23 protein-coding genes and 1 tRNA gene are annotated in these 24,875 nt (G+C 66.7%); 18 read left to right on the top strand and 6 right to left on the bottom strand.

The features are described 5' to 3' along the window. Positions 1–3 precede the first annotated feature (3 nt). From HFL01S_RS03640 to HFL01S_RS03615, 6 genes are all read right to left on the bottom strand, one after another. Positions 4–852, bottom strand: coding sequence for a hypothetical protein (locus HFL01S_RS03640; RefSeq protein ID WP_066254823.1), 849 nt, complete (start codon positions 850–852; stop codon positions 4–6). Next, entirely contained in the window at positions 849–1,940 is a 1,092-nt protein-coding gene (locus HFL01S_RS03635) for a hypothetical protein (protein ID WP_066254820.1), read from the bottom strand. The genes HFL01S_RS03640 and HFL01S_RS03635 overlap by 4 nt, the downstream gene beginning before the upstream one ends. Positions 1,941–2,061: 121 nt before the next feature. Further along, entirely contained in the window at positions 2,062–3,621 is a 1,560-nt protein-coding gene (locus tag HFL01S_RS03630) for a restriction endonuclease subunit S (RefSeq protein ID WP_157538755.1), read from the bottom strand. Continuing rightward, positions 3,618–6,422: a type I restriction endonuclease subunit R gene (locus tag HFL01S_RS03625; RefSeq protein WP_066254817.1), complete on the bottom strand. Its 2,805-nt coding sequence runs from the start codon at positions 6,420–6,422 to the stop codon at positions 3,618–3,620. The genes HFL01S_RS03630 and HFL01S_RS03625 overlap by 4 nt, the downstream gene beginning before the upstream one ends. A 97-nt stretch (positions 6,423–6,519) precedes the next feature. Beyond that, positions 6,520–7,620 (bottom strand): DUF8744 domain-containing protein, encoded by a 1,101-nt coding sequence (locus HFL01S_RS03620; RefSeq protein WP_084383077.1) that lies wholly within the window; start codon positions 7,618–7,620, stop codon positions 6,520–6,522. Continuing rightward, the gene (locus tag HFL01S_RS03615; protein ID WP_066254814.1) at positions 7,614–7,946 is read right to left on the bottom strand and encodes a metal-sulfur cluster assembly factor; all 333 of its coding nucleotides are present in this window, start codon (positions 7,944–7,946) and stop codon (positions 7,614–7,616) included. The genes HFL01S_RS03620 and HFL01S_RS03615 overlap by 7 nt, the downstream gene beginning before the upstream one ends. A 108-nt stretch (positions 7,947–8,054) precedes the next feature. On the opposite strand from HFL01S_RS03615, the gene HFL01S_RS03610 reads away from it, so the two are divergent. The 18 genes from HFL01S_RS03610 to HFL01S_RS03525 all read left to right on the top strand — a co-directional run bounded on the left by HFL01S_RS03610 (position 8,055) and on the right by HFL01S_RS03525 (position 24,873). Then, a complete protein-coding gene (locus HFL01S_RS03610) occupies positions 8,055–8,489 on the top strand; it encodes a c-type cytochrome (protein ID WP_066255452.1) in 435 nt (144 codons plus the stop codon). Positions 8,490–8,502: 13 nt separating this feature from the next. Further along, positions 8,503–9,954 carry a cbb3-type cytochrome c oxidase subunit I gene (locus tag HFL01S_RS03605; protein WP_066254813.1) on the top strand — a complete coding sequence of 484 codons (1,452 nt, stop codon included), beginning with the start codon at positions 8,503–8,505 and terminating at the stop codon, positions 9,952–9,954. Positions 9,955–9,972: 18 nt separating this feature from the next. Then, on the top strand, positions 9,973–10,785 hold the full coding sequence (locus HFL01S_RS03600) for a CbbQ/NirQ/NorQ/GpvN family protein (protein WP_066254809.1): 813 nt from the start codon (positions 9,973–9,975) through the stop codon (positions 10,783–10,785). Positions 10,786–10,837: 52 nt separating this feature from the next. Continuing rightward, entirely contained in the window at positions 10,838–11,791 is a 954-nt protein-coding gene (locus HFL01S_RS03595) for a 4Fe-4S binding protein (protein ID WP_066254807.1), read from the top strand. Continuing rightward, positions 11,791–13,641, top strand: coding sequence for a nitric oxide reductase activation protein NorD (locus tag HFL01S_RS03590; protein WP_066254804.1), 1,851 nt, complete (start codon positions 11,791–11,793; stop codon positions 13,639–13,641). Before HFL01S_RS03595 ends, HFL01S_RS03590 begins: the two co-directional genes overlap by 1 nt. Positions 13,642–13,704: 63 nt before the next feature. Beyond that, a complete protein-coding gene (locus HFL01S_RS03585) occupies positions 13,705–14,397 on the top strand; it encodes a Crp/Fnr family transcriptional regulator (protein ID WP_066254802.1) in 693 nt (230 codons plus the stop codon). 24 nt (positions 14,398–14,421) lie between these two features. Then, entirely contained in the window at positions 14,422–15,513 is a 1,092-nt protein-coding gene (tsaD, locus tag HFL01S_RS03580; protein WP_066254800.1) for a tRNA (adenosine(37)-N6)-threonylcarbamoyltransferase complex transferase subunit TsaD, read from the top strand. A 120-nt stretch (positions 15,514–15,633) separates the two neighbouring features. Further along, the gene (locus tag HFL01S_RS03575) at positions 15,634–16,923 is read left to right on the top strand and encodes a branched-chain amino acid ABC transporter substrate-binding protein (protein ID WP_066254797.1); all 1,290 of its coding nucleotides are present in this window, start codon (positions 15,634–15,636) and stop codon (positions 16,921–16,923) included. A gap of 15 nt (positions 16,924–16,938) precedes the next feature. Continuing rightward, positions 16,939–18,117 (top strand): pyridoxal phosphate-dependent aminotransferase, encoded by a 1,179-nt coding sequence (locus HFL01S_RS03570; RefSeq protein WP_066254795.1) that lies wholly within the window; start codon positions 16,939–16,941, stop codon positions 18,115–18,117. A 130-nt stretch (positions 18,118–18,247) separates the two neighbouring features. Then, on the top strand, positions 18,248–18,514 hold the full coding sequence (rpsO, locus tag HFL01S_RS03565; RefSeq protein WP_066254793.1) for a 30S ribosomal protein S15: 267 nt from the start codon (positions 18,248–18,250) through the stop codon (positions 18,512–18,514). A 231-nt stretch (positions 18,515–18,745) separates the two neighbouring features. Then, complete coding sequence (pnp, locus tag HFL01S_RS03560) at positions 18,746–20,875, top strand: polyribonucleotide nucleotidyltransferase (RefSeq protein WP_066254790.1); 2,130 nt, start codon at positions 18,746–18,748, stop codon at positions 20,873–20,875. A gap of 16 nt (positions 20,876–20,891) precedes the next feature. Beyond that, positions 20,892–21,881 carry an NAD(P)H-quinone oxidoreductase gene (locus HFL01S_RS03555; protein ID WP_066255449.1) on the top strand — a complete coding sequence of 330 codons (990 nt, stop codon included), beginning with the start codon at positions 20,892–20,894 and terminating at the stop codon, positions 21,879–21,881. Between the two features lie 18 nt (positions 21,882–21,899). Then, positions 21,900–22,643: a triose-phosphate isomerase gene (gene tpiA / locus HFL01S_RS03550; protein ID WP_066254787.1), complete on the top strand. Its 744-nt coding sequence runs from the start codon at positions 21,900–21,902 to the stop codon at positions 22,641–22,643. Between the two features lie 33 nt (positions 22,644–22,676). Next, the gene (gene secG, locus HFL01S_RS03545) at positions 22,677–23,072 is read left to right on the top strand and encodes a preprotein translocase subunit SecG (protein ID WP_066254784.1); all 396 of its coding nucleotides are present in this window, start codon (positions 22,677–22,679) and stop codon (positions 23,070–23,072) included. A 153-nt stretch (positions 23,073–23,225) separates the two neighbouring features. After that, positions 23,226–23,310: transfer RNA gene (locus tag HFL01S_RS03540), tRNA-Leu, on the top strand. A gap of 49 nt (positions 23,311–23,359) precedes the next feature. Continuing rightward, complete coding sequence (locus HFL01S_RS03535) at positions 23,360–23,719, top strand: NADH-quinone oxidoreductase subunit A (RefSeq protein ID WP_066254779.1); 360 nt, start codon at positions 23,360–23,362, stop codon at positions 23,717–23,719. A 27-nt stretch (positions 23,720–23,746) separates the two neighbouring features. After that, the gene (locus HFL01S_RS03530) at positions 23,747–24,226 is read left to right on the top strand and encodes a NuoB/complex I 20 kDa subunit family protein (RefSeq protein WP_066150065.1); all 480 of its coding nucleotides are present in this window, start codon (positions 23,747–23,749) and stop codon (positions 24,224–24,226) included. Between the two features lie 32 nt (positions 24,227–24,258). Beyond that, complete coding sequence (locus HFL01S_RS03525) at positions 24,259–24,873, top strand: NADH-quinone oxidoreductase subunit C (RefSeq protein ID WP_066254777.1); 615 nt, start codon at positions 24,259–24,261, stop codon at positions 24,871–24,873. Positions 24,874–24,875 lie beyond the last annotated feature (2 nt).

Below are 24,875 nucleotides of genomic sequence, written 5' to 3'. Positions count from 1 at the left end.
GGCTCACAGGCCCAGCGCGTCCAGCCAGGCGCGCACCTGGCGGTGGGCGTCCACCTGCACCTGTTCGGGGGTCATGTCGCCCAGCGCTGCCGAGTCCTGCAGAAAGCGCCGCACCGTCACCGGGCCAAAGCCGTCTTCGCGTGCGAATTTCTGCGCAATGTGCTGGTAGCCCTGCCGGGCCACCGGGTCGGCCAGCAAGGGGCGGCAGGCCTCGGCCAAGGCCAGCGGCCCGCCCGCCGCCTGGCGCACGGTGAAATAGATGTCGTAGCAGTCCTTGTGCTTGTCGCGCCCGTTGGCGGCGTAGCCCTTCATCACCAGAAACGCCGGCAGGCTTGCCACGCGCAGGTCCACCGTGTTGGGGCGGCCATCGGGCATGGTGCCGTCCAGCCGGTGCAGCACGTGTGACGTCATCGCCACGCCCGCACCATCGGCCTTTTGCACCGCAAAGTTCGCCAGCAGAGGCGGCTTGTGCCGGTCAATCTGCGCCTCGCGCGGCATCAGCAGGTCCACGATCACGGCCACCGGCCCCAAGCCGTCCAGGTTCACCGTGCGGCGCAGCTGGAACAGGCGCATGTCGGGCGCCGCCCGCTCGTAGCCCGCAGCTTCCAGCGCCTGCACCAGCCCCACGTATTCGTCGTCCCGCAGCGCGGCGGCGTCCAGGCTCAGGTCCACGTCCAGCGTGCCAATGTGGCGCGGGTCGGCGTGTGGCAGCAGCAGCCAGGGCACCGAGCCACCGATCACCACGAACTTGTCGCGGTACGCGCCCAGCACCTGCCCCATTTCCAGCAGCACGGCGTACACCGCCTGGGCGCCGCGGTCGTCGTATTCATTGGCCGAAGTGGGCTCGGTCATGCGGTCTCCCAAAGCTTGTGGATCGTCTCGGCGCGCCAGTGTTCGGCCGCCTCGCGGCTGCGTTCGCCGCCGGCAAACAGGTCCAGGTAGGTCTGCACCGGCCCCGTGCCTACCAGCCCCTCAGTGCCGAGCGGCGTGCGTTCTTGCCACAGACCGTCGTCGGCCGCTGCGTAGACCGTCACGTTCGCGCCCGTGGGCGCGCGCTGCGGCTGCAAGTGGTTTTGCAAGATGGCCAGCCCTGCCGCATCGGCATAGAAGAACTCGCCCGCCACGCGCAGGAACGGCGCCACCCGCCGCGCCACCGAATGCGAGGCCAGCAGCAAGCGCGCACCGCTTTTTTCCGCGTCCGCAAACGCCGCCAACAACGCCGACTGCAACGCGGCACCAGTCAACAGCGTGTAGCCCGGCAGCTGCACCGTTGGGGGTTTTTCGCCCGCGTCGCGCCAGGCGTCGAGCAAGGCCCCGGCTTGCACCAGGCGCAGGCCCTCGGCCGCGTCGGCCACGGCCCACTCGCGCTCTGTCAGGGCCTGGCGCACATTGCTCACCTGCCCCACGCTCACGCCCGCCGCTTCGGCCAGCTCGGCCACGCGCCACGAACGGCCCGGGTGCGCCAGCAGCAGCTTCAGCAGCCGGGCCGATTTTGGGTAGAACAGCGAGCGCTGCACCCGCTTGGTGGCCCAAGGGTCGCGTTCGGTCTTGTTGATTTCCACATGCAGGCGCGGGAAGTTGATGCGCGCATTGCCCGCCAGATCGAGCCAGCCCATGCCCGCTTCGGCCAATATCGCCCGCGACGCAGGCGACACAAACGGCGCCACCAGCAGCCCCTGGCAAGGCACGGGCGAGCGCTCCACCTCGCGCGCCAGCTGGGCCACCGCGCCGCGCACCTGCCGCGGCTGGGCCGCCAGCTGGCACTCGATCACCAGCCGGTGTGGCTCACCCGCGATCAGGCAGTCGGCCAGCCCATCGGGGCGCGTGCCGGCGTGCGGGGGAGGCTCCACCTGCACCGCCAGGCCCTGCACGATGGGCACGCCGTGCAGCGCCTGGCGCAGCCGCTCGGGCCAGGCTCGCGCCAGTTCGGATTCGTTCATGAGATTCACTTGAAACAATGATTTCAACGTCTGCTGAATGTATTGATTTCAGTGAAATTAGGCAAGAATTCATTTGAAACAATGTTTTCAGCATGTACTGAAAACAACATTTACAGTGAATTCAGGCGCTGACCCGGGTTCGCCGTGCTGCTTTGGGTGCTGCGGTGGTCGCGGCCCGTTCGGTGCGGATGCGTGCCAGCAGCGCGCTGGCCGGTTCGTCCGCCGGGTCTTGCGGGACCAGCTGGCCGGAGAAGGCGGCGCGCAGGATGTTCTGGCGTTGGGCGGCGGCTTGTTTGAGGGCTACCTCTGTTGGATGCTCAAGCTCACGGATGGCCACCAGACGCTCTTCCAACTCCGCCATCACCGCGTCTTGTTCTGCAAGGGGCGCCAGAGGAACGGGGGTCTTTTTCAGGTCTACCCCAGAGATACCAGTTTGACCTGCAGTGGTCTTTACGCGCGACACGAGATGTGCACGAGACATGCCCACATTGCCGCAAACCTCCATCCAGGCGCCCAACTTCAAGCCCAGTACGGGTCTCATGCGAATGAGCTTGTCGGGGTGCAAGGTCCTTACTGGGACTTGTTTGACCATCCCAAAAACACCCAACAGATCAACACTTCCGTTGTAGCGAGTCGCCAGTACATCGCCCGCATCTACCCAATAGTCTGTTGCTTCTTCTTCATCAATTTCTATGTGCTTGATCGCATTGAAGTTCACAGCCATAGGTCGAACAGCGTTGATCTTGAAGATTGGAAATCCGAGTCCCTGGGTATTCGGCGTCCTCGAAAGACCGTTCCGAACCGAATCGGACAACTGATCAACACTCGACCAAACCCAGCCGTTCGGCAGGGTCGGCAAACCCTTGATATCAGGCGGAACGGGTTCCGGGTATTTACTCTGCCAACCCTTGGGCGGTGTCTTGCCCTGGGCTTTGAACTTGTCGAGTTGCCGGGCTTCCCAGCGGGCGCGGCGCTCTTGCAGGATGCGCGCGAGCAGCGCCTCGCCACTTTCCTTCGGCGGGTGTGCGGCGCGCCAGTCGGCGGTGAGCGCGCCTTCTACGGCGGCCTTCAGCAGCGACTGGCGGTACTGCGCCAGCTTTTTCTGCGCGGCCTGGAGTTCGGCCACGCCGGCATCGAGTTCGGTGAACAGTTCGTCGAGCTTTTTGACGATGCGCTTCTGCTCCCTGCCCGGTGGAAGCCAGATGGGCAAAGAACCCAGCTTCGTCAGGCTGATGGACGCGAGATTGGTGGTCTGCGAACCCTGTTCGGCGAAGTACGCCTGCCCCATCGAATTGGTGAAATGGGCGATGTACAGCGGATCAATGTCTGGGCTCAGCAACCGAGCGCGAAAGACGTGGTTCTGATGGATGCACAGGGGAAGCTGACCCTGCCAGACCCAGCCCCGCCCGAGCTTGTCCCGGTCTCCGCCTTCGTTCAAAAGGATGTCGCCGGGCAGTAGCTTTAACTTCTGAATGTCGGATTCAGAAGCCGAAATCAACTTCACTTCCGTCAGGTCGAGTCGCCCCCGCTGAACATTGGCGACCCGCAAATACGGGACCTCACGAAAGCCCTGACCCAAGGAATTTTTGGCGTCCTTGGTCACCCCGCCCACGACCTCTGCGATCTCACGCAAGGTAGCGCTGTGCCAACCATGAGGCATTTCGTCTGGAACATCACTCACGCCACCAATTCCTCGTTCATTTCACTCATCAACCCATCCAACGAAGCCCCAAACACACCCCAGGCTTTCTGCAGCCCGCCATGGTTGGCCAGCGCACCGGCGTCAAAGTCATCGCGGGCGATGCAGCAGCTCGCGGCGATGTGGTCTTTGATGAGGCGCAGCCAGTCGGTCTGCTCGGGGGTGAAGGCGGTGCCGCGCTGGGCGTTGTGCCGGAAGATCCAGGCCTGAAAGCGTTTGTCCACCTCGTCCTGGAACGGGCGCAACTCTACCGCAGCGGCGGCGTCGCCCTCTGCGCCTTCGAGCTGGATGGCAAAGCGCACCATGGACACCAGATCGGTCAGCTGGCGCTGGCGGTTGCCGCCCTTGACCTGGCTCTCGCGCACGCGGGCGTAGGCGGCCCAGAGGCGCTCGGTGGTGAGCATGAGCGGCGGGCGTTGCAGGCGTTCGTGCAGGTCTTCGATCATTTCCAGCGTGAGCGCGCGGCGCTGGTAGGGCTGCTGATAGAAGAAGGCGAGCGCTTCGATGTCTTGCTTGTGGGCCTGGATGAAGGCGGCAAAACCGGCCACGTCTTGGACGGCCTGGTCTTGCAGTTGCGGGCTGTAGCCGGAACTGGTGACACGGTCGAGGTTGAGGTGGTCGATCACCTGTTCGCGTTCACGGCGGGCGGTGTCGATTTCGTCGCGCAGCGCGGGCGCGTCGAACGGCGCGCAGGCGGCGTTGACGCGTTCGGCGCGTGCCTGGGCCAGCTCGTCGGGTGTGAGGCTGTCGAGATGGCGGGTGATGCCGCTGGCCCGCGCGGTGGCGAGCGCGGCTTCGGCGATCTGGTCGGGGTCGAGCGCATTGATGAGGGCTTTGCCCAGCTCGTTCAACGGCACGCCGCCCGCAGCCTTTTCAATGCGGGCGCGGGCCTTGTCGTCCAGCTGCGTGCCCAGGCGCACCAGACGGTTGGCCAGGCTGAGGCAGGTGTCGTCGTCGCGCTGGCCGATGTGCACCTGGAGCATCAGGTCTTTCAGCGGCACGGTGGGCTTTTTCTCCAGCGGGCGGCTTTCGGTCTTGAGCGACTTTTCCACGCCCACGGCGTCGATCAGCACGAAGCGGTCTTTGGCGCCGGGGGCGCTGTTGCTGACGCGTTGCAGGCCGTCGGCGCTGAGGCTGCGCACGCCGCGGCCTTTCATCTGCTCGTAGTAGCCCTTGCTGCGCACGTCGCGCATGAAGAGCAGCACCTCCAGCGGTTTCACGTCGGTGCCGGTAGCGATCATGTCCACGGTGACGGCGATGCGGGGGTGGTGGTCGTTGCGGAAGCTGCTCAAGACGCCATCGGCGTCTTTCTCGCTGTAGGTGACCTTGCGGCAAAACGCGTTGCCCTGGCCGTAGACCTCGCGCACGGTGTTGACGATGTCATCGGCGTGGCTGTCGGTCTTGGCGAAGATGAGGGTCTTGGGGGTTTCCTTGCGCTCGGGAAAGATCTGCGTTTCCACCGCGCGCTTCATGGCGAGGATGACCTGGCGGATCTGGCTTAAGTTGACGACCGAGCGGTCCAGCTGCTGGCCGGTGTAAGTGACTTCTTCTTCGGTTTCACCCCAGCGCTTTTTGCGGGTGGCGCGGTCGCGGTGGTCCACCCACACCTGGGCTTGCAGCGTGCCGCCTTTCTTGGTGACTTCGGTGTTGATCTCCCACACGTCGTAGCCGACGTTCACACCGTCGGCCACGGACTGTTCGTAGCTGTATTCGGCGACGATGTTTTCGCTGAAGAAGCCGAAGGTGCGTTTGTCGGGCGTGGCGGTGAGGCCGATGAGGAAGGCGTCGAAGTAATCGAGCACCTGCTTCCACAGGTTGTAGATGCTGCGGTGGCATTCGTCGATGACGATGAAATCAAACGCCTCCACCGGCACGGCGGCGTTGTAGCGCACGGGCCTGGGCGCCTTGGCGGCGGGCATCACCTCGTTGAGCGAGACGTCTTCGGCGGCTTCGTCGATGGGCACGCCACTGAGCACCGAGTACATGCGCTGGATGGTGCAGATGCAGACCTGGGCATGCGGGTCGATGGTGGCGCTGGCCAGGCGCTGCACGTTGTACAGCTCGGTGAACTTGCGGCCGTCGTCGGGCGGCGTGTAGGCCATGAACTCCTGGTGCGCCTGTTTGCCCAGGTTGCGCGTGTCCACCAGAAACAGCACGCGCTTGGCACCCCCGAACTTGAGCAGGCGGTACACCGCGGTGATGGCGGTGAAGGTCTTGCCGGCGCCGGTGGCCATGTGGATGAGCGCGCGCGGGCGGTTGGCGGCCAGCGATGCTTCGAGTCCGGTGACGGCGCTGGTCTGGCAGTCGCGCAGGTTCTGCTGCGGCAGCGGCGGCATGGCGCTGGCCAGCCGGGTGCGCAGGCTGTTGGGCTGGGCCAGCCATTCGACCAGTTGCTCGGGGCGGAAGAAGTGGAAAACTTCGCGCGAGCGAGGGGCCGGGTCGCGCCCGTCGGTGAAGCGGATGATCTCGCCCGTGGCTTCAAACAGGAAGGGCAGCGGGGTCTTGTCTTGGCGCCACCTGAGCGTGGCGTTGGCGTAGCGCTCGGTCTGGGCTTCGGTGGCGGTGAGGTTGGCGCCCGCGTCGTTGCGCTTGGCTTCGATGATGCCCACCGGCAGGCGGTTGACGAAGAGTGCGTAGTCGGCGGGGCCGCTGTCGGTGGGGTACTCGCGCACAGCCACACCCAAGGCAGCGCCCAGGTTGAGCGCTTTCAGGTCTTGCACCACCCAGCCGGCAGCGGCAAGTTTGTCGTCGATGGTTTGGCGCGCTTTGGCTTCGGGTGTCATGGCGGGTACAGCCCTTCCCTGGGTGCCGGCCCACTCTTGCTGGCAGACCGTTCTGGTGTGCTGGCAGTATGCCTTTGTTCAGGCTCAGCTCTTGGCGTCAGCGCCCCCGCCGCACCGCCCGCACCATCACCGCCCCGAACATCACAAAGGCCAGCGCGTGGCCAACCCCGGCTGCTGCCAGCCCATCCGCCCAGCCCGTGACCGACGCCCCCACCCGCAGCGCCAGGCTCACCCCCAGCACACCCAGCGGCAGCAGCGCCCAGCGTGCGGGTTCGGGTCGCCAGCCGGCCAGGGCGGGCAGCATGATGGGTGCGTGGCCGAAGACCATGGCCATGACGAAACCCAGCCAGAGTGCGTGCCAGGCGATGGTCTGGCCCAGCAGCCCGAGCAGCGACCCCGCCGCGAGCCAGACGTAGCCGACGACGAGGCAGATGGCGGTGTGGCCGGCCCAGCCTTTGGCGCGCCACTGGCGCGTGGCCACGTCCCAGCGCAGCAGCCAGGCGGCCAGCAGCGCCATGGTGACCCACCAGAGCACGACGGCCAGATCCGGCCGCCACAGCGCCACCAGCACGGCCGCCACTGCGCCGGCCCAGACCAGCAGGAAGGCTTTCGAGGCCCAGTCGGGCAGCTTCACCAGCCGCGTGAGTTCGCGCCGTTCGCCCGAGATGGTCAGCACCAGGAAGGCACTCCAGCCGATGCGGGCGGCGTCGGCCTGGCCCAGGGTGAAGGCGGCGTTGGCCACCAGCAGGGCCAGCGCACCCGAGGCCTCCACCGCCAGCGGCAGCGACATCGCGCGGTGCGATCCGGCCCAGGCGTAGAGCCACACCAGCCCGGCGGCCGAGGCCACCCACAGCACGCCCGCAGCGGTCCACTGGCCCGCGCCCCAGCCCAGCCAGCCGCCGAAGGCCGCCAGCACCGGCACCCACAGGCCACGCCGCAGCGCGACCACGCGTTCGAGCGCGATGAGCGCGCCGAAGAAGCCGGCCATCATCACCGCGCCGTGGGCGCCGATGGCGTGCGCGCCGGTGGGGCCGAAGCCCTGTGCGGGCAGGCTGCCCAGTCGCACCAGGCCGCCGCCGACGGCGCCCAGCAGGTTGAGGATGGCCATGACAGCGGCCGCGCCGATGGCCCAGCGGGGCAGGGGTGGCGGTTCGACCGGACGCGCCGGGCGGGGTGGCTTGGGGGTCGGGTTCACCATCCGAAGCGTGCCCGCAGCGCCGGTGCCAGCCGCTCGGGCGACCACTCGGTGTCCCAGTCCATCTGCACATCCACCGCGGTGCCGGGCGGGCAGGCGCGCTGCACGGCGCTCAGGGCGTCGTCCACCATCACGTCGGCCATGGGGCAGGTGGCGCTGGTGGGGATGAGCGTGACGGCGACCGAGGCGCCGTCGATGCGGACCTCGCCGACCACGCCCAGGTCCACCAGGTTCTCACCCATCTCGGGGTCGTCCACGGTGGCCAGGGCGGCCATGACAGCGGTGTGCAGATCGGTGTCCGGTGCGTTCGTGTCGGTCTGTGTGTCCATGGGGCCTCACTGTGAACGGGCCTTCTGCACCCATCCTTGAACCAGTTCAAGGACGATACCCGAGCAAAAAAGGAGGATACGCCCCATCAACCAGTGATGGAGGGCTTCATGAGCCAGACGCAAAGCGGGTTCACCAAACAGACCGCCCGCAACATGTTCTACGGTGGCAGCGTGTTTTTCGCGCTGCTGTTCGCGGTGATCGTGTTCGACACCGAGCAACGCATCCCTGAGCGCTCCAACGCGCAGGCGATCACACCCGCCGTCGTGGCGGGCAAGAAGATCTGGGAGACGCGCAACTGCATCGGCTGCCACACGCTGCTGGGCGAGGGCGCGTACTTCGCCCCCGAGCTGGGCAACGTCTACAAGCGCCGCGGCGGCGACTTCATCAAGGGCTGGATGAAGGCCATGCCCACGGGCGCGCCGCACCGCCGCCAGATGCCGCAGTTCGACCTGAACGAGCAGCAGCTCAACGACCTGGTCGAGTTCCTCAAGTGGACCGGCGAGATCAACACCCAGAAGTGGCCGCCCAACATCGAAGGCTGACCGGAGCAACACCATGACCATCGCAACACTCAAGTACCAGAGCCAGTCGGTCTCCAGGAACTACTTCATCGCCGCCATGGTGCTGTTCGCCGGGCAGGTGATCTTCGGCATCACCCTCGGCCTGCAGTACGTGATCGGAGACCTGTTCTTCCCCTACATCCCCTTCAACGTGGCCCGTATGGTCCACACCAACCTGCTCATCGTGTGGCTGCTGTTCGGCTTCATGGGCGCGGCCTACTACATGGTGCCGGAGGAATCCGAAACCGAGCTGTTCAGTCCCTTGCTCGCGAAGATCCTGTTCTGGGTCTTCCTGGCGGCCGGTGCGCTGACCATCGTCGGCTACCTCACGCTGCCCTATGCCAAGCTGGCCGAGCTCACCGGCAACGACATGCTGCAGACCATGGGCCGCGAGTTCCTGGAGCAGCCGCTGCCGACCAAGATCGGCATCGTGGTCGTGGCGCTGGCCTTCCTGTTCAACATCACCATGACCGTGCTCAAGGGCCGCAAGACGGCCATCACGGTGGTGCTGCTGATGGGCCTGTGGGGTCTGGCGCTGTTCTTCCTGTTCAGCTTCGTCAACCCGCACAACCTGGTGCGCGACAAGATGTACTGGTGGTTCGTCGTCCACCTCTGGGTGGAAGGCGTGTGGGAACTGATTCTGGGCGCGCTGCTGGCCTATGTGCTGGTCAAGACCACCGGTGTGGACCGTGAGGTGATCGACAAGTGGCTGTACGTGATCATCGCCTTCGCGCTGATGACCGGCATCCTGGGCACGGGCCACCACTTCTTCTTCATCGGCCTGCCCGGCTACTGGCAGTGGATCGGCTCGATCTTCTCGGCCATGGAACCGATTCCCTTCTTCATGATGACGGTGTTCGCCTTCAACATGGTGCAGCGCCGCCGCCGTGAACACCCGAACCAGGCCGCCGTGCTGTGGGCCGTGGGCACATCGGTCATGGGCTTCCTGGGCGCCGGCCTGTGGGGCTTCATCCACACGCTCAGCCCGGTCAACTACTACACCCACGGTTCGCAGATCACGGCCGCCCACGGCCACCTGGCCTTCTATGGCGCCTATGTGCTGGTGGTGATCACGCTGATCAGCTACGCCATGCCCACGCTGCGCGGGCGCATCGCCAACAGCCAGAAGGCCCAGGCCGCCGAGATGTGGAGCTTCTGGGTCATGACCATCGGCATGTCGGTGATGGTGCTGGCCCTGACCGGCGCAGGCATCCTGCAGGTGTGGCTGCAACGCATGCCCACCGAAGGCGCCATGGGCTTCATGGCCACGCAGGACCAGCTGGCCTTCTTCTACTGGACCCGCGTCGCCGGTGGCGTGATCTTCCTGCTCGGCCAGTTCCTGTACTTCGCCAGCTTCTTCATCGGCGGCGAGCCGGTGCGCGCCGACACCGTGAAGACCAGCGCAGGTGGCGGCGTGCTCGGAGTCCGCCCCGCACAGCGCGCCTGATGAAACAAGGACACGGTCATGGACCACAGTGAACAGCAGCATCTGGTGAACGCCCCGTTCTACGCCGAACAGGCCGGCGAGGTCGCGCTCTTCGAGCACGCCTTCCGCCAGCGCCTGCCGGTGCTGATCAAGGGCCCCACCGGCTGCGGCAAGACCCGCTTCGTGGAGCACATGGCCGCGCGCCTGGGCCGGCCGCTGATCACCGTGAGCTGCCACGACGACCTGAGCGCGGCCGACCTGGTGGGACGCCATTTGATTGGCGCGGATGGCACCGTCTGGCAGGACGGGCCGCTGGCCCGCGCGGTGCGCAGCGGCGCCATCTGCTACCTCGACGAAGTGGTGGAAGCCCGCAAGGACACCACCGTGGTGCTGCACCCGCTGGCCGACGACCGCCGCGTGCTGCCCATCGAACGCACCGGCGAACAGCTGGTGGCGCCACCGGGCTTCATGCTGGTGGTCAGCTACAACCCCGGCTACCAGAACCTGCTCAAGAGCCTCAAGCCCAGCACGCGCCAGCGCTTCGTGGCGCTGACCTTCGGCTACCCCGCGCCCGGCGTGGAGCGCGGCATCGTGGTGGCCGAAGCGGGCGTCGAGCCGGCGCTGGCCGAGCGCCTGGTGACCCTGGCGCAGGCGCTGCGGCGCCTGACCGACCACGACCTGGAAGAAACCGTGAGCACGCGCCTGCTGGTGATGGCGGCGCGCCTGGTCGCCAGCGGCCTGCCGCTGCACGTGGCCTGCCGCTCGGCCATCGTCGACGCGCTGACCGACGACTTCGAGACCGCCGCCGCGCTCGACGAGGTGGTGGTCGCCATCCTCGGAACCCGCACCTGAATTCCGTTTGCAGCGGCGGCGCTGTGCTTTCCTCCTCGTTTGCCACACAAACATGCAGCGCCGCCGCCTCTTCTTCCAGCTCGGCTTCTTCGCCCTGTTCCTGCTGGCCCCCGCACTGAACCTGCTGCGCTTCGACCTGCACGAGGCCCAGCTCTGGGTGCTGGGGCAGCGCTGGTCGCTTGGTATCGACGCCTTCCGCGCCGGCGAGATCAGCGCCAACCAGGCCGCGATCCAGATCTTCGTCAGGGCCTTCCTGCCCGCCATCGTGCTGATCGTCGCCTTCCTGGCTGTGGCCTGGAAGTACGGCCGCCTCTACTGCGGCTGGCTCTGCCCGCACTTCACGCTGGTGGAAACGCTCAACACCGCACTGCACCGCGCCTGCGGCAAGCTCAGCATCTGGGACCAGCACCGCACCCGGCGCGCCGGCGTCCAGCCCTCGGCCCGCTGGTGGCCGGTGTTCTTCATGCTTTGCGCGGTGTTCGGTTTCCTGTGGGCCATCACGCTGCTGACCTACCTGCTGCCACCGGCCGAGATCTGGGGCGGGCTGTTCAGCGGCGCGCTCACGCCCAACCAGGCGCGTTTCCTGGGCGCCGGCTCGCTCATCTTCACGCTGGAATTTGCCTTCGCCCGCCACCTGTTCTGCCGCTTCGGCTGCGCGGTGGGTCTGTTCCAGAGCCTGGTGTGGATGGCCAACCCCAAGGGCATGGTGGTGGCCTTTGACCGAGACGGCGCGCGCTACTGCCGCACCTGCACGACAGCGACGTATCCGCAGGGTTCGGCCTGCGACAACGGCTGCCCCATGCGCCTGCACCCGCGCAACATCAAACGCATGATGTTCTCGTGCGTGCAGTGCGGTCAGTGCCTCGATTCGTGTGAAGAGACTCGCAGCGCGCAGGCACGCGAACCGCTGCTGGAATGGAAGGTCGGCGCCGACGCGGTGCGCGAAACACTGCGCCAACGCAAGGCAGAACGCGAAGCGGCCGCCGTCCTCGAAAGGAAAGTCTGATGGAAGAGTGGGTCGGCAAACAGTGGGACCGTTTCATCCGCCGTGCGGCCCACCGCCAGCACGATGCGGCCGCGGTCACCCTCGGCGACATGCAGCGCACCCTGCACCTGATGTTCCGCGCCGCCGGCGGCGCGCCGGCGGTGCGGGTGGCGCCCGCCGCCGAAACCCGCGTGGGCGGTGCCCGCGACTGGCTGCAGCGCGTGGCTGGCACCGGCACCCACGCGGCCACCGGCCGGCTGGAGCCCGAGGCCCTGTCGCTGCCGCCGGTGATCACGGTGCACGCCGACCCGGCACTCAACCGCGCGCTCTATCTGTGGCTGGCGGCGCTGGCCGCCCACATCGAACCCAGCGGCGACTGGATCGCCGACAACCGGCGCGCCACACGGCGCGCGCTGGCCACCTTTCCCGGCCTCGCCGAACGCCACCGGCAACTGCTGGAAGCCGAGATCGCGCTGCGGCCCGAGCCCTCGCGCCTGCGCGGGCGCGCGGCCGAGGCCGAACACCAGGTGCAGCAGGCGCTGGCCGGGCAAGGCGCTGAAACCGTGGGGGATGTGCCGGTGAGCGAGGTGCGGCCCGACGAGGTGGCGCCGGTCTGGCTCTGGCTGGACACCACGGCCGCAGCCACCGCCGCACCGGTGGCCCGCGACCAGGACCCCGATGCGGCGGACGCCGGGCGCCCACCCGCCACCCAGGATGCGCGCCGCCGCCGCGCCCAGACCGTGGCCGACGAGCGCGACAAGGCGCCGCTGATGATGTTCTTCCGCGCCGAGTCCATCCTGTCCTGGGGCGAGTTCGTTAAGGTCAACCGCGCCAGCGACGATGACGACGACGGCAACGCGCTGGCCGCGGCCAACGACATGGACGTGCTGGCCATCGCGCCCGACGGACAGACCACGGCCTCGCGAGTGAAGTTCGACCTGGACCTGCCCAGCGCCGCCGCCGACGACCGGCCGCTGGGCCCCGGCATCCGCCTGCCCGAGTGGGACTGGCGCAAAGGACAACTGATCGAAGACCACTGCGCGCTGCAGACCCTGGTCACGGCCGAACCGCCGGTCTTTGCGCCACCGCCGGCGTTGAAGGTCACGGCCCGCCGCGTGCGCCGCCGCATGGAGGTGCTGCGCGGGGGCATGGGCCGCCTGCATGCCCAGCCCGAGGGCGACGAAATCGATCTGGATGCCTGGATCCGCCACCACGTTGACGCCGCCAGCGCACCGCGCAGCGAGTCGCCCGCGGTCTTCAGCCGCCGCGTGCGCAGCGAACGCAGCCTGGCCACGCTGCTGCTCGCCGACCTCTCGCTGTCCACGGACGCCTATGCCACGCAGACCGCGCGCGTGATCGACGTGATCCGCGACGCGCTCTATGTGTTCGGCGAGGCGCTCTCCGCCAGCGGTGACCCGTTCGAGATGCTGGGCTTCTCGTCGGTGCGGCGGCAGAACGTGCGCATCCACCAGCTCAAGGGCTTCGACGAGGCCTGGGGCCCGCGCCCGCGCGACCGCGTCGGTGCCATCAAGCCCGGCTACTACACGCGCATGGGTGCGGCCGTCCGCCACGCCACGGCGCGGCTGGCGCAGCGCCCCGAACGCCAGCGCCTGCTGCTGCTGCTGACCGATGGCAAGCCCAACGACCTGGACGTGTACGAAGGCCGCTACGGCCTGGAGGACACGCGCCACGCGGTGCAGGCCGCGCGCGCCGCCGGGCTGCTGCCGTTCTGCATCACCATCGACGAGGCCGCGCACGACTACCTGCCCATGCTGTTCGGGGAACAGGGGTATGCGATGGTGCGGCGTCCGCAGGACCTGGTGAACCGCCTCTCGTCCGTGCACCAGCGCTTCATGGCCCGGGCGGCCTGAGGGACTGTCTTGGGTCCGCCGCCGTTCGCGGCTACAGTCGGCGCTTTTGCCGCCTCCGCATCCATGGACCTGTCCCGCTTCGACCTGCCGCGCTACCTTTCGATGCTGCCCCTGTTCCAGGAGATGCGGCCGCCCGAGTTGCAGCGGCTGTCCGAGGGCAGCCGGCTGCGCCAGTTCGCGCGCGGCGACGACGTGTTCCGCATCGGCGACCCCTGCGACGAGTTCCACGTCACCGTCTCGGGCCAGGTCAAGCTGTTCGCCATCTCGCCGGCCGGGCAGGAAAAGATCATCGAACTCGTGGGGCCGGGCAACAGCTTCGCCGAGGCGCTGATGTTCATGCAGCGGCCCTACATCATCAACGCACAGGCCCTGACCGACACCCTGCTGCTGAGCGTGTCGCGCGCGGCGGTGATGCACGAGATCCAGGGCGACGCGCAGTTCTGCATGCGCATGCTCGCCGGCCTCTCGCGCCGCCTGCACGGGCTGGTCAACGACGTGCAGGCCTATTCGCTGCACAGCGGTGTCGAGCGCGTGATCGGCTACCTGATGCGAGACCTGCCCGAAGAGGGCAGCGAGGCCGCGGCCAGCGTGCTGCTGCCGGTGAGCAAGGCTTCCATCGCCTCGCGCCTGTCGATGACACCCGAATACTTCTCCAAGGTGCTGCGCGAGCTGGAAGACCAGGGGCTGATCGAGGTCGACAAGCGCGAGATCCGGCTGCTGGACACGCAGCGCTTGAGCCGCTACCCCTTGCGTTGAACGGGGGCCTACACTCGCCGCCCTATGTTGATTCTCGGATTCGAATCTTCCTGCGACGAAACTGGCGTCGCCCTGGTCGACGCCAGCGGCGACGCCACGCCGCGCCTGCTCGGCCACGCGCTGCACAGCCAGATCGAGATGCACCAGGCCTATGGCGGCGTGGTGCCCGAGCTGGCCAGCCGCGACCACATCCGCCGCGTGTTGCCGCTGACCGACGCCGTCATGGCGCAGGCCGGTCTGCCGTTGTCGGCGGTGGACGCCATCGCCCACACGCGCGGCCCCGGCCTGGCTGGCGCGCTGCTGGTCGGTTCGGGCGTGGCCTGCGCCCTCGGCATGGCGCTGGGCAAGCCGGTGATCGGCGTGCACCACCTGGAGGGCCATCTGCTCTCGCCCTTTCTGAGCGCCGACCCGCCGCAGTTTCCCTTCGTCGCGCTGCTGGTCTCGGGCGGCCACACCCAGCTGATGCGGGTAGACGGGGTGGGGCGCTACGAGATGCTGGGCGAAACCATCGACGACGCCGCGGGCGAGGCCTTCGACAAGTCCGCCAAGCTGCTGGGCCTGGGCTACCCGGGCGGGCCGGCGCTGTCGAAGCTGGCGCAGCAGGGTGACCCAGCGGCCTACAAGCTGCCACGGCCGCTGCTGCACAGCGGCGATCTGGACTTCTCCTTTGCTGGCCTCAAGACGGCGGTGCTCACCCAGGTCAAGCGCCTGGCGCAGGCGCACCCGGATGGCCCGGCCACCAGCCACCTGGCCGACCCGCTGACGGCGCAGCAGAAGGCCGACGTGGCCGCCAGCGCGCAGGCCGCCATCGTGGACGTGCTGGTGAAGAAGTCGCTCGCGGCGCTCGACCAGACCGGCCTGCAGCGCCTGGTGGTGGCCGGCGGCGTGGGCGCCAACAGCCGGCTGCGCGAGCAGCTCAACGCCGCCTGCGCCCGGCGCAAGGTCCGCGTGCACTACCCCGAGCTGCACCTGTGCACCGACAACGGCGCCATGATCGCCCTGGCCGCCGGCCTGCGGGTGCAGGCCGGGCTGGCGGATCTGACGCTGGGCGGCTACCACTTCGACGTGCGCCCGCGCTGGCCGCTGGCCGAGTTGTCGGCCGACCCCGCCATCTGATCCTTCCGCCCGAACTCGCGCCATACCGGGGTGGGGTAGTCTCTGTAATTATGAATTAGACTCCCGGCAAGCTGTCGCGCAGGTGACTCCTGGCGGCGGTGAACCACGGAGCCCACCAGCATGCAACTCACTGAACACCTCACGCGCCGCGGCGCCCTGGCCGCCCTGTTCGCGGCGTCCCTGTCCTGCGCCAGCGCCTGGGCGCAGCCTGCCACCGAGCCCATCCGCATCGGCATGATCGAAGGCCTTTCGGGCCCGGTGGGCAACGCCGGCGAGGCGGTCTACCGCAACCTGGTCTGGGCCACCGAGCGCGTCAACGCCCGCGGCGGCGTGAAGCTGCCGGCCTCGCAAGGGGGCAACCGGCCGCTGGAGGTGGTGCGCTTCGACAGCAAGGGCCAGACCGAAGAGGCGCTCTCGGGCCTGCGCTCGGCCGTCGACAAGGGCATCACCATCGTCGCGCAGGGCAATTCGTCGGCCGCGGCGGCCGGTCTGATCGACGCCATCAACAAGCACAACGAGCGCGAGCCCGCGCGCCAGGTGGTGTTCCTCAACTACTCGGCGGTCGACCCGCTGCTGACCAACGCCAAGTGCAGCTACTGGCACTTCCGGTTCGATGCCCACGCCGACATGCGCATGAGTGCGCTGATGAGCGTGCTCAAGGAAGACAAGGCGCTCAAGGGCATCTACCTGATCGGCCAGGACTACTCCTTCGGCCAGGCGGTGCTCGCCGAGGCGCGCCAGCAACTGGCGGCCCAGCGGCCAGACGTGAAGATCGTCGGCGACGAGCTGCACCCCATGGCCCGCATCAAGGACTTCGCGCCCTACGCCGCCAAGATCAAGGCCAGTGGCGCGCAGGCCGTGCTCACCGGCAACTGGGGCAACGACCTGACCCTGCTGGTCAAGGCCGCCCGCGAGGCCGGTTTCGAAGGCAGCTTCTACACCTTCTACGGCAACGCCCTGGGCGCCCCGGCGGCCATGGGCGACGCTGGCATCGGCAAGGTGGTGGCCGTGGCGGACTGGTTCCCCAATGTGCCGACGCGCGAGTCCGAGGCCTTCTACCAGTCGTTCCGCCAGCGCTTTCCCAAGCCAGAGGACGACTACGTGCACATGCGCATGCAGCTGATGGTCGAAGCGCTGGCGCAGGCGATTGAGAAGGCCGGCTCGGTGAAGGCCGCTGACATCGCGGCCCAGCTGGAGAAGGTGCAGGTCACGCTGGCGGGCCAGACCGCCCGCATGCGCGCGGCCGACCACCAGTTCCAGCAGCCGCTGGCCGTGGCCGTGATGGACCGGCAGGGTGCGCCGGGCGTGAAGTTCGATGTCGAGGGCTCGGGCTACGGCTTCCGCGTCATCCGCCAGCTCACGCCCCAACAGGCCGAGATGCCGCACAGCTGTAACATGGCCCGTCCCTGATTGATTGGAGTGTTCATGCGGCCGGTGGTGGAGAGTCTGGAAGAGTCGCGCATCCGCGAAGTGGCCAATGCGGGCATGGGCCTGGAAGGCGTGCTCAAGTTCTGGTTCGGCGAGAGCGACGAGGTCACACCCGACTTCATCCGCGAAGCGGCGATTGCCTCGCTGAACGTGGGCGAAACCTTCTACGCCCACAACCTTGGTCTGCCCGAACTGCGCCACGCCATAGCCGGCTACACCCACACCCTGCACCCACAGCAGGCCACCGACCACTGGTTCGACCGCATCGCCGTCACCTCGGGCGGCGTCAACGGCCTGATGCTCGCCTCGCAGACGCTGGTGGAGGCGGGCGACGAGGTGGTCGTGGTCACGCCGGCCTGGCCCAACCTCGTGGCGCAGCCGCAGATCATGGGCGCCCGGGTGCGCACCGTGCCGCTGACGGTGGCCGCCGACGGTGCCTGGGTGCTGGATCTGGACGCCCTGCTAGCGGCGGTGACGCCCGCCACCAAGCTGCTGATCCTCAACGCGCCCAACAACCCGACCGGCTGGACGCTGACCCGCGACGAGCAGGCCGCGATCCTGGCGCATTGCCGCCGCACCGGCACCTGGGTTCTGGCCGACGAGGTCTACGAACGCCTTTACTTCGCCGGCGACACAGCCAACGGCGCGGCGCCCAGCTTCCTGGACGTGGCCGAGCCCGACGACCGGCTGATCGTCGCCCACAGCTTTTCCAAGAGCTTCCTGATGACCGGCTGGCGCCTGGGCTGGCTGCTGCTGCCCAAGGCGCTGACGCACCCTGTCGGCAAGCTGATCGAGTTCAACACGTCCTGCGCGCCGGTGTTCGTCCAGCGCGCCGCCACGGTGGCGCTGCAGCGAGGCGACGAGGTGACGCCGGGGCTGGTGAAGCACCTTCAACTCTGCCGAGACACCCTGGTGCCCCTGCTGCGCGAGGTCCCGGGTGTGCAGCTGGCCGAGCCCAAGGGCGGCATGTACGCCTTTTTCCGCCTCGAAGGCCGGGACGACTGCCTCGCCACCGCCAAGCGCCTGGTGCGGGAAGCGGGGTTGGGTCTGGCCCCGGGCAGTGCCTTCGGGCCGGAAGCCTCGGGCTGGCTTCGCTGGTGCTTTGCCAGCCGCGACCCGCAGCGCCTGGTCCAGGGCGCCGAGCGCCTGCGCCACTGGCTGCGCACTGTGTCCTGACCCGCTGGTCTATAATGCGCGATTGCCGCCCAAAGCGGGTGGCATCTTCACGCCCGTTGTGGCGGCCGGGTTTCCCCAGGGAAAGGTCGGCTGGCTGCGGCGGGTCGCACGTAACCAGACTGGAATCACCATGATCGAAAAAACCGTCAAGGCCGCTGTTGTGGCCGACAACGCCCGCGCTGCCAATGACACCGGCAGCCCGGAAGTGCAGGTCGCCATCCTGACCGCACGCATCAACGAACTGACCCCCCACTTCAAGCAGCACGCCAAGGATCACCACGGTCGCCGCGGTCTGCTGCGCATGGTCAGCCGCCGTCGCAAGCTGCTGGACTACCTCAAGTCCAAGGATGCTGACCGCTACGTCGCCCTGATCGCCAAGCTGGGCCTGCGCAAGTAATCTTGAGCTTGTCGTGACACGCTAAAACGCCTGAGTTGGCTCGCCGGCTCGGGCGTTTTTCACTTTGATTTTTCAATAACGTTTTTCGGACAAGGGGACGAGCAGAGCGAAGCTGTGTCATTCCAAGGGGCTTGCAACGGTGCAGGCCCGCTGGAATGGCATCGTGTTCTGCAGGTTTCCGGCTCCGGGCCGCGGGCGGCGCCAAAGACGCCCATTCAACAGGAGAGACACATGACCATGTTCAACAAAGTCACCAAGACCTTCCAGTGGGGCCAGCACACGGTCCGCATGGAAACCGGCGAAATCGCCCGCCAGTCCAGCGGCGCCGTGCTCCTCGACATGGAAGGCACCGTGGTGCTGGCCACCGTCGTGGCCAAGAAAGACGCCAAGGCTGGCCAGGACTTCTTCCCCCTGACCGTCGACTACCTCGAAAAGTCCTATGCCGCCGGCAAGATTCCCGGCAGCTTCTTCAAGCGCGAAGGCCGTCCTTCCGAGTTTGAAACCCTGACCAGCCGCCTGATCGACCGCCCGATCCGCCCGCTGTTCCCGGACGGCTTCTTCAACGAAGTCCAGGTGGTCATCCACACGGTGTCGCTGAATCCGGAAGTGGACGCCGACATCGCCGCCATGATCGCCACCTCGGCCGCCCTGTCGATCTCCGGCATCCCGTTCAACGGCCCGATCGGTGCTGCCCGCGTGGGCTACATCAACGGCCAGTACGTGCTGAACCCTGGTCAGACCGAGCGCCAGAACAGCCAGATGGACCTGGTGGTCGCCGGTACGCAAGCCGCTGTGCTGATGGTGGAATCCGAGGCCGACCAGCTGTCTGAAGAAGTCATGCTGGGCGCCGTGGTGTTCGGCCACGAGCAGGGCAACATCGCCATCGCCGCCATCAACGAACTGGTGCGCGACGCCGGCAAGCCCGAGTGGAGCTGGCAGCCGCCCGCCAAGGACGAGCCGCTGATTGCCAAGGTCGAAGCCCTGGGCAAGGCCAAGCTGGAAGCCGCCTACCAGATCCGCAACAAGCAGGCCCGCACCCAGGCCTGTCGCGAGGCCTACGCCGCCGTGATGGACGGCCTGAAGGCCGAAGGTACGGCCTTCGACAGCGTGGCCATCGAAGGCCTGCTGTTCAACATCGAAGCCGCCATCGTGCGTGGCCAGATCCTGGCCGGCGAACCCCGCATCGACGGCCGCGACACCCGCACCGTGCGCGCCATCGAAATCCGCAACAGCGTGCTGCCGCGCACCCATGGGTCGGCCCTGTTCACCCGCGGCGAAACCCAGGCCCTGGTGATCGCCACGCTGGGCACCGACCGCGACGCGCAGCGCATCGACGCCCTGTCCGGCGACTTCGAAGACCGCTTCATGCTGCACTACAACATGCCTCCGTTCGCCACTGGCGAAACTGGTCGCGTGGGTTCTCCGAAGCGCCGCGAAATCGGCCACGGCCGTCTGGCCAAGCGCGCGCTGATTGCTGCGCTGCCGACCAAGGAAGACTTCCCGTACACCATCCGCGTGGTCTCGGAAATCACCGAGTCCAACGGTTCGTCGTCCATGGCTTCCGTCTGCGGCGGCTGCCTGGCGCTGATGGACGCTGGTGTGCCGATGAAGGCCCACGTGGCCGGCATCGCCATGGGTCTGATCAAGGAAGGCAACCGCTTTGCGGTGCTGACCGATATCCTGGGCGACGAGGACCACCTCGGCGACATGGACTTCAAGGTGGCCGGCACCACCAACGGAATCACCGCCCTGCAGATGGACATCAAGATCCAGGGCATCACCAAGGAAATCATGCAGGTCGCCCTGGCCCAGGCCAAGGAGGCGCGCATGCACATCTTGGGCAAGATGCAGGAAGCCATGGGCGAAGCGAAGACGGAAATCTCCAACTTCGCACCGCGCCTGTACACCATGAAGATCAACCCCGAGAAGATCCGCGACGTGATCGGCAAGGGCGGCGCCACCATCCGTGCGCTGACCGAAGAGACCGGTACCCAGATCGACATCGGCGAAGACGGCACCATCACCATCGCCTCCACCGACGGCGCCAAGGCGGAAGAGGCCAAGCGCCGCATCGCCGAGATCACGGCCGAAGTGGAAGTGGGCAAGGTCTACGAAGGCCCGATCACCAAGATCCTGGACTTCGGTGCCCTGGTCAATCTGCTGCCCGGCAAGGACGGCCTGCTGCACATCAGTCAGATCGCCCACGAGCGCGTCGAGAAGGTCACGGACTACCTGCAGGAAGGCCAGATCGTGAAGGTCAAGGTGCTCGAGACCGACGAGAAGGGCCGCGTCAAGCTGTCCATGAAGGCGCTGCTGGACCGCAATGGCGGCGGCGAGCAGGCCCAGCAACAGCAACAGTAAGTCGCTGGGCCAAGGCATGCAAGCGGTCGAGATCAGCAGTTTCGGTGCGCCCGAGGTCCTGCGCCTGACGGACCGTCCGGCGCCGATGGCGGGGACGGGCGAGGTGTTGATTCGCGTGCGTGCCTCGGGTGTGAATCGCCCGGATGTGCTGCAACGCAGCGGCTCCTATCCGCCGCCGCCGGGTGCTTCCGACCTGCCGGGTCTTGAGGTGTCCGGCGTCATCGAATCCGGTGATGCCGACGCCATGGCCCAGGCGGGCTTCAAGGTCGGTGACCGGGTCTGTGCGCTGGTGGCGGGTGGCGGCTACGCCGAGCGGTGCGTTGCACCCGTGGGTCAGTGCCTCCCTGTGCCGGCCGGGTTCGACGATGTGCAGGCCGCGGCACTGCCCGAGACCTTCTTCACCGTCTGGAGCAATGTTTTCGACCGTGGCCGCCTGCAGGCTGGCGAAACTCTGCTGGTGCAGGGTGGCACCAGCGGCATCGGTGTCACTGCGATCCAGCTGGCCAAGGCCTTTGGCGCCACGGTGATCGCCACGGCCGGCAGCGACGAGAAGTGCGCCGCCTGCAAGGATCTCGGCGCTGACCACATCATCAACTACCGCACACAGGACTTCTCGGCCGTGGCCAAGGAGCTGACGGACGGGCAGGGCGTGAACGTGGTCCTCGACATGGTGGCGGGCGACTACGTGGCGCGCGAAGTCGAGTGTCTGGCCGAAGACGGCCGCCTGGTCATCATCGCGGTGCAGGGGGGCGTCAAGGCCGGATTCAATGCGGGTCTTGTGCTTCGCCGCCGGCTGGTGATCACCGGTTCCACGCTGCGGCCGAGACCGGTGGCGTTCAAGGCCGCCATCGCTGAGTCGCTTCTTGAGAAAGTGTGGCCGCTGCTGGAGCAGGGCGGGGTCCGGCCTGTGATCCACAGCACCTTCCCAGCGGCTCGTGCCGCTGAGGCCCACACATTGATGGAGTCCAATCAGCACATCGGCAAGATCGTGCTGACTTGGTCTTGATCCCTTTCGGAGACTGAGATGAGCAAGAAACTGATCGCCGGCAACTGGAAGATGAATGGCAGTCTGGCCGCCAACGAAGCTTTGGTTCGGGCCATGCTGGCGGGCATCGGTCAGCCGTTGGCCGAAGTCGCACTGTGCGCACCCGCGCCCTATCTGGCGCAGCTGCAAGCACTGCTGCTGGGCAGTCCGATCGCCTGGGGTTCGCAGGACGTGTCTGCCCACGAACAGGGTGCGTACACCGGTGAGATCAGCGTGTCCATGCTCAAGGACTTCGGCTGCCGCTACGCCATCGTCGGCCACAGCGAGCGCCGCCAGTACCACGGCGAGACCGATGAGATCGTGGCCACCAAGGCGCAACGCGCCCTGTCGGCTGGCGTCACGCCTATCGTGTGCGTCGGTGAAACCCTGGCCGAGCGCGAAGCGAACGAAACGGAGTCGGTGGTCAAGCGCCAATTGGCGGCGGTGATCCACACCGTGGGCCATTGCATCACCGAAATCGTGGTGGCCTACGAGCCCGTGTGGGCCATCGGCACCGGAAAGACGGCCACGCCGGAAATGGCGCAGGCTGTTCACGCCGTCCTGCGGGCCCAACTGGCCGCCGCGACCACGAACCCCAAGCGGGTGCACATTCTCTACGGCGGCAGCATGAATGCGGCCAATGCGGCCAGCCTGCTGGCCCAGCCCGACATTGATGGCGGCCTGATCGGTGGTGCATCGCTCAAGGCCGCAGACTTCCTGCAGATCGTCGCCGCGGCCGGCTGACGATCATTCCCCTCACGCATTTTCGGAGCAGACATGAACGTTTTGATGACCATCCTCCAGGCTGTCCAGATCCTTGCCGCCATCGGCATGATCGGCCTGATCCTCATGCAGCATGGCAAGGGCGCCGATGCCGGTGCCGCCTTCGGCGGTGGCGCGGGTTCTGCGAGCCTTTTTGGGGCTTCCGGAGGCGCCAACTTCCTTTCGCGCACCACGGCCGTGCTCGCAGGCGTCTTCCTGACCTGCACCCTGGGCCTGGCCTATTTCGGCAATCTTGTTCCAACGACGGCTCGCTCTGGAAGCGTGCTGGAAAGCGTTGTGCCCGCGACGCAGATCCCGGCAGATTCAGGTGCTCCGGCTGGTGCTCCTGCCGCACCGGTTGAGGCCCCGGCTGCACCGACCACCGGCGCAGCCCAGATCCCCGGCAAGTAATAGCTGGAGGTGTTTGCGGCCGCTTGAAGGGAGCATGGCGGCCGCCCCGAAAAAGCCCGGGAATTATCGAAAACCCGGATCGTTTCAGGGTAAACTCTATGGGTTGTCGAGAGCGCTCACACCAGCCCTCGTGAGCCAGACAATGCAGACCCAGCCGACGTGGTGAAATTGGTAGACACGCTATCTTGAGGGGGTAGTGGCGAAAGCTGTGCGAGTTCGAGTCTCGCCGTCGGCACCAGACAAAGGCAGGCAGGGCCATCGGGTCCTGCGCATCGAACCGACCCACGATGAATCTTGAACAATATCTCCCTGTGCTCTTGTTCATCCTGGTCGGTGTTGCCGTAGGCGTGATACCCCAGGCATTGGGCTACATCTTGGGGCCGAATCGGCCCGATCCCGAAAAAAACTCCCCTTACGAATGCGGCTTCGAGGCCTTCGAAGATGCCCGCATGAAGTTCGATGTCCGCTACTACCTGGTGGCCATTCTCTTCATCCTCTTTGATCTTGAAATCGCGTTCCTGATTCCCTGGGCGGTTGCGCTGACGGACATCGGTTCTACCGGCTTCTGGGTGGGCGTGATCTTCCTGATCGATCTGCTGGTCGGGTTTGTTTACGCTTGGAAGATCGGCGCCCTGGACTGGGAATGATGCGCCTGCTGGCGCTGTGGAGCACACATGATTGAAGGCGTCCTGAAAGAAGGCTTCATCACCACGAGCTACGACTCGGTGGTGAACTGGGCCAAGACCGGATCTCTATGGCCGATGACCTTTGGTCTGGCCTGCTGCGCCGTGGAGATGATGCACGCCGCCGCAGCGAGATATGACATCGGCCGTTTTGGCGCGGAGGTGTTCCGAGCCAGTCCCCGCCAGTCCGATCTGATGATCGTGGCCGGTACCCTGTGCAACAAGATGGCGCCTGCTCTGCGCAAGGTGTACGACCAGATGGCCGAACCCCGTTGGGTGTTGTCCATGGGGTCTTGCGCCAATGGTGGTGGCTACTACCACTACAGCTATTCCGTGGTGCGTGGCTGTGACCGCATCGTGCCGGTGGATGTCTACGTGCCGGGCTGTCCGCCGACGGCCGAGGCGCTGATCTACGGAATCATCCAGCTGCAGCAGAAGATCCGTCGCACCAACACGATTGCCCGCGCCTGACCGGTGCCAGGACTGAGTCAGAAAGACGGCCCATGAGCGACACAGCTTTCTCCATCCCTGCCGAGACCATTGCTGCCCAAGTAAGCCAACTGCTCGGCGAGCGCGCGCGGTCTGTCACCACAGATCGCGGTGAGGTCACCCTGGTGGTGGCGGCATCTGATTACCTTGAGGTCATGCAGACCTTGCGTGATGCGCCGCAAACGCGTTTCGAGCAGCTCATAGATCTGTGTGGCATTGATTACTCAACCTACGGCGACGGTCGCGGGGAGGGGCCTCGTTTTGCGGTGGTTGTTCACCTGCTGTCGGTGAGTCTCAATCAGAGGCTTCGCGTGCGCGTGTTCTGCGCCGAGGACGACTTCCCGGTGGTGGCGTCGGTGTCCGGTCTCTGGTCGGCGGCCAACTGGTACGAGCGTGAGGCCTTCGACCTGTACGGCATTGTGTTCGAAGGTCACAACGACCTGCGCCGCATCCTGACCGACTATGGATTCATCGGTCACCCCTTCCGCAAGGACTTCCCGCTGTCGGGTCATGTCGAGATGCGCTACGACGCCGAGCGCCAGCGCGTGGTCTATGAGCCGGTGACGATCGAGCCTCGCGAAATCACGCCCCGCGTGATCCGTGAAGACAACTACGGCGGACTGCACTGATC

The organism is Hydrogenophaga flava NBRC 102514, from assembly GCF_001571145.1.
Classification (GTDB): Bacteria; Pseudomonadota; Gammaproteobacteria; order Burkholderiales; family Burkholderiaceae_C; genus Hydrogenophaga; species Hydrogenophaga flava.
This window is presented reverse-complemented; position numbering and strand designations above follow the sequence as displayed.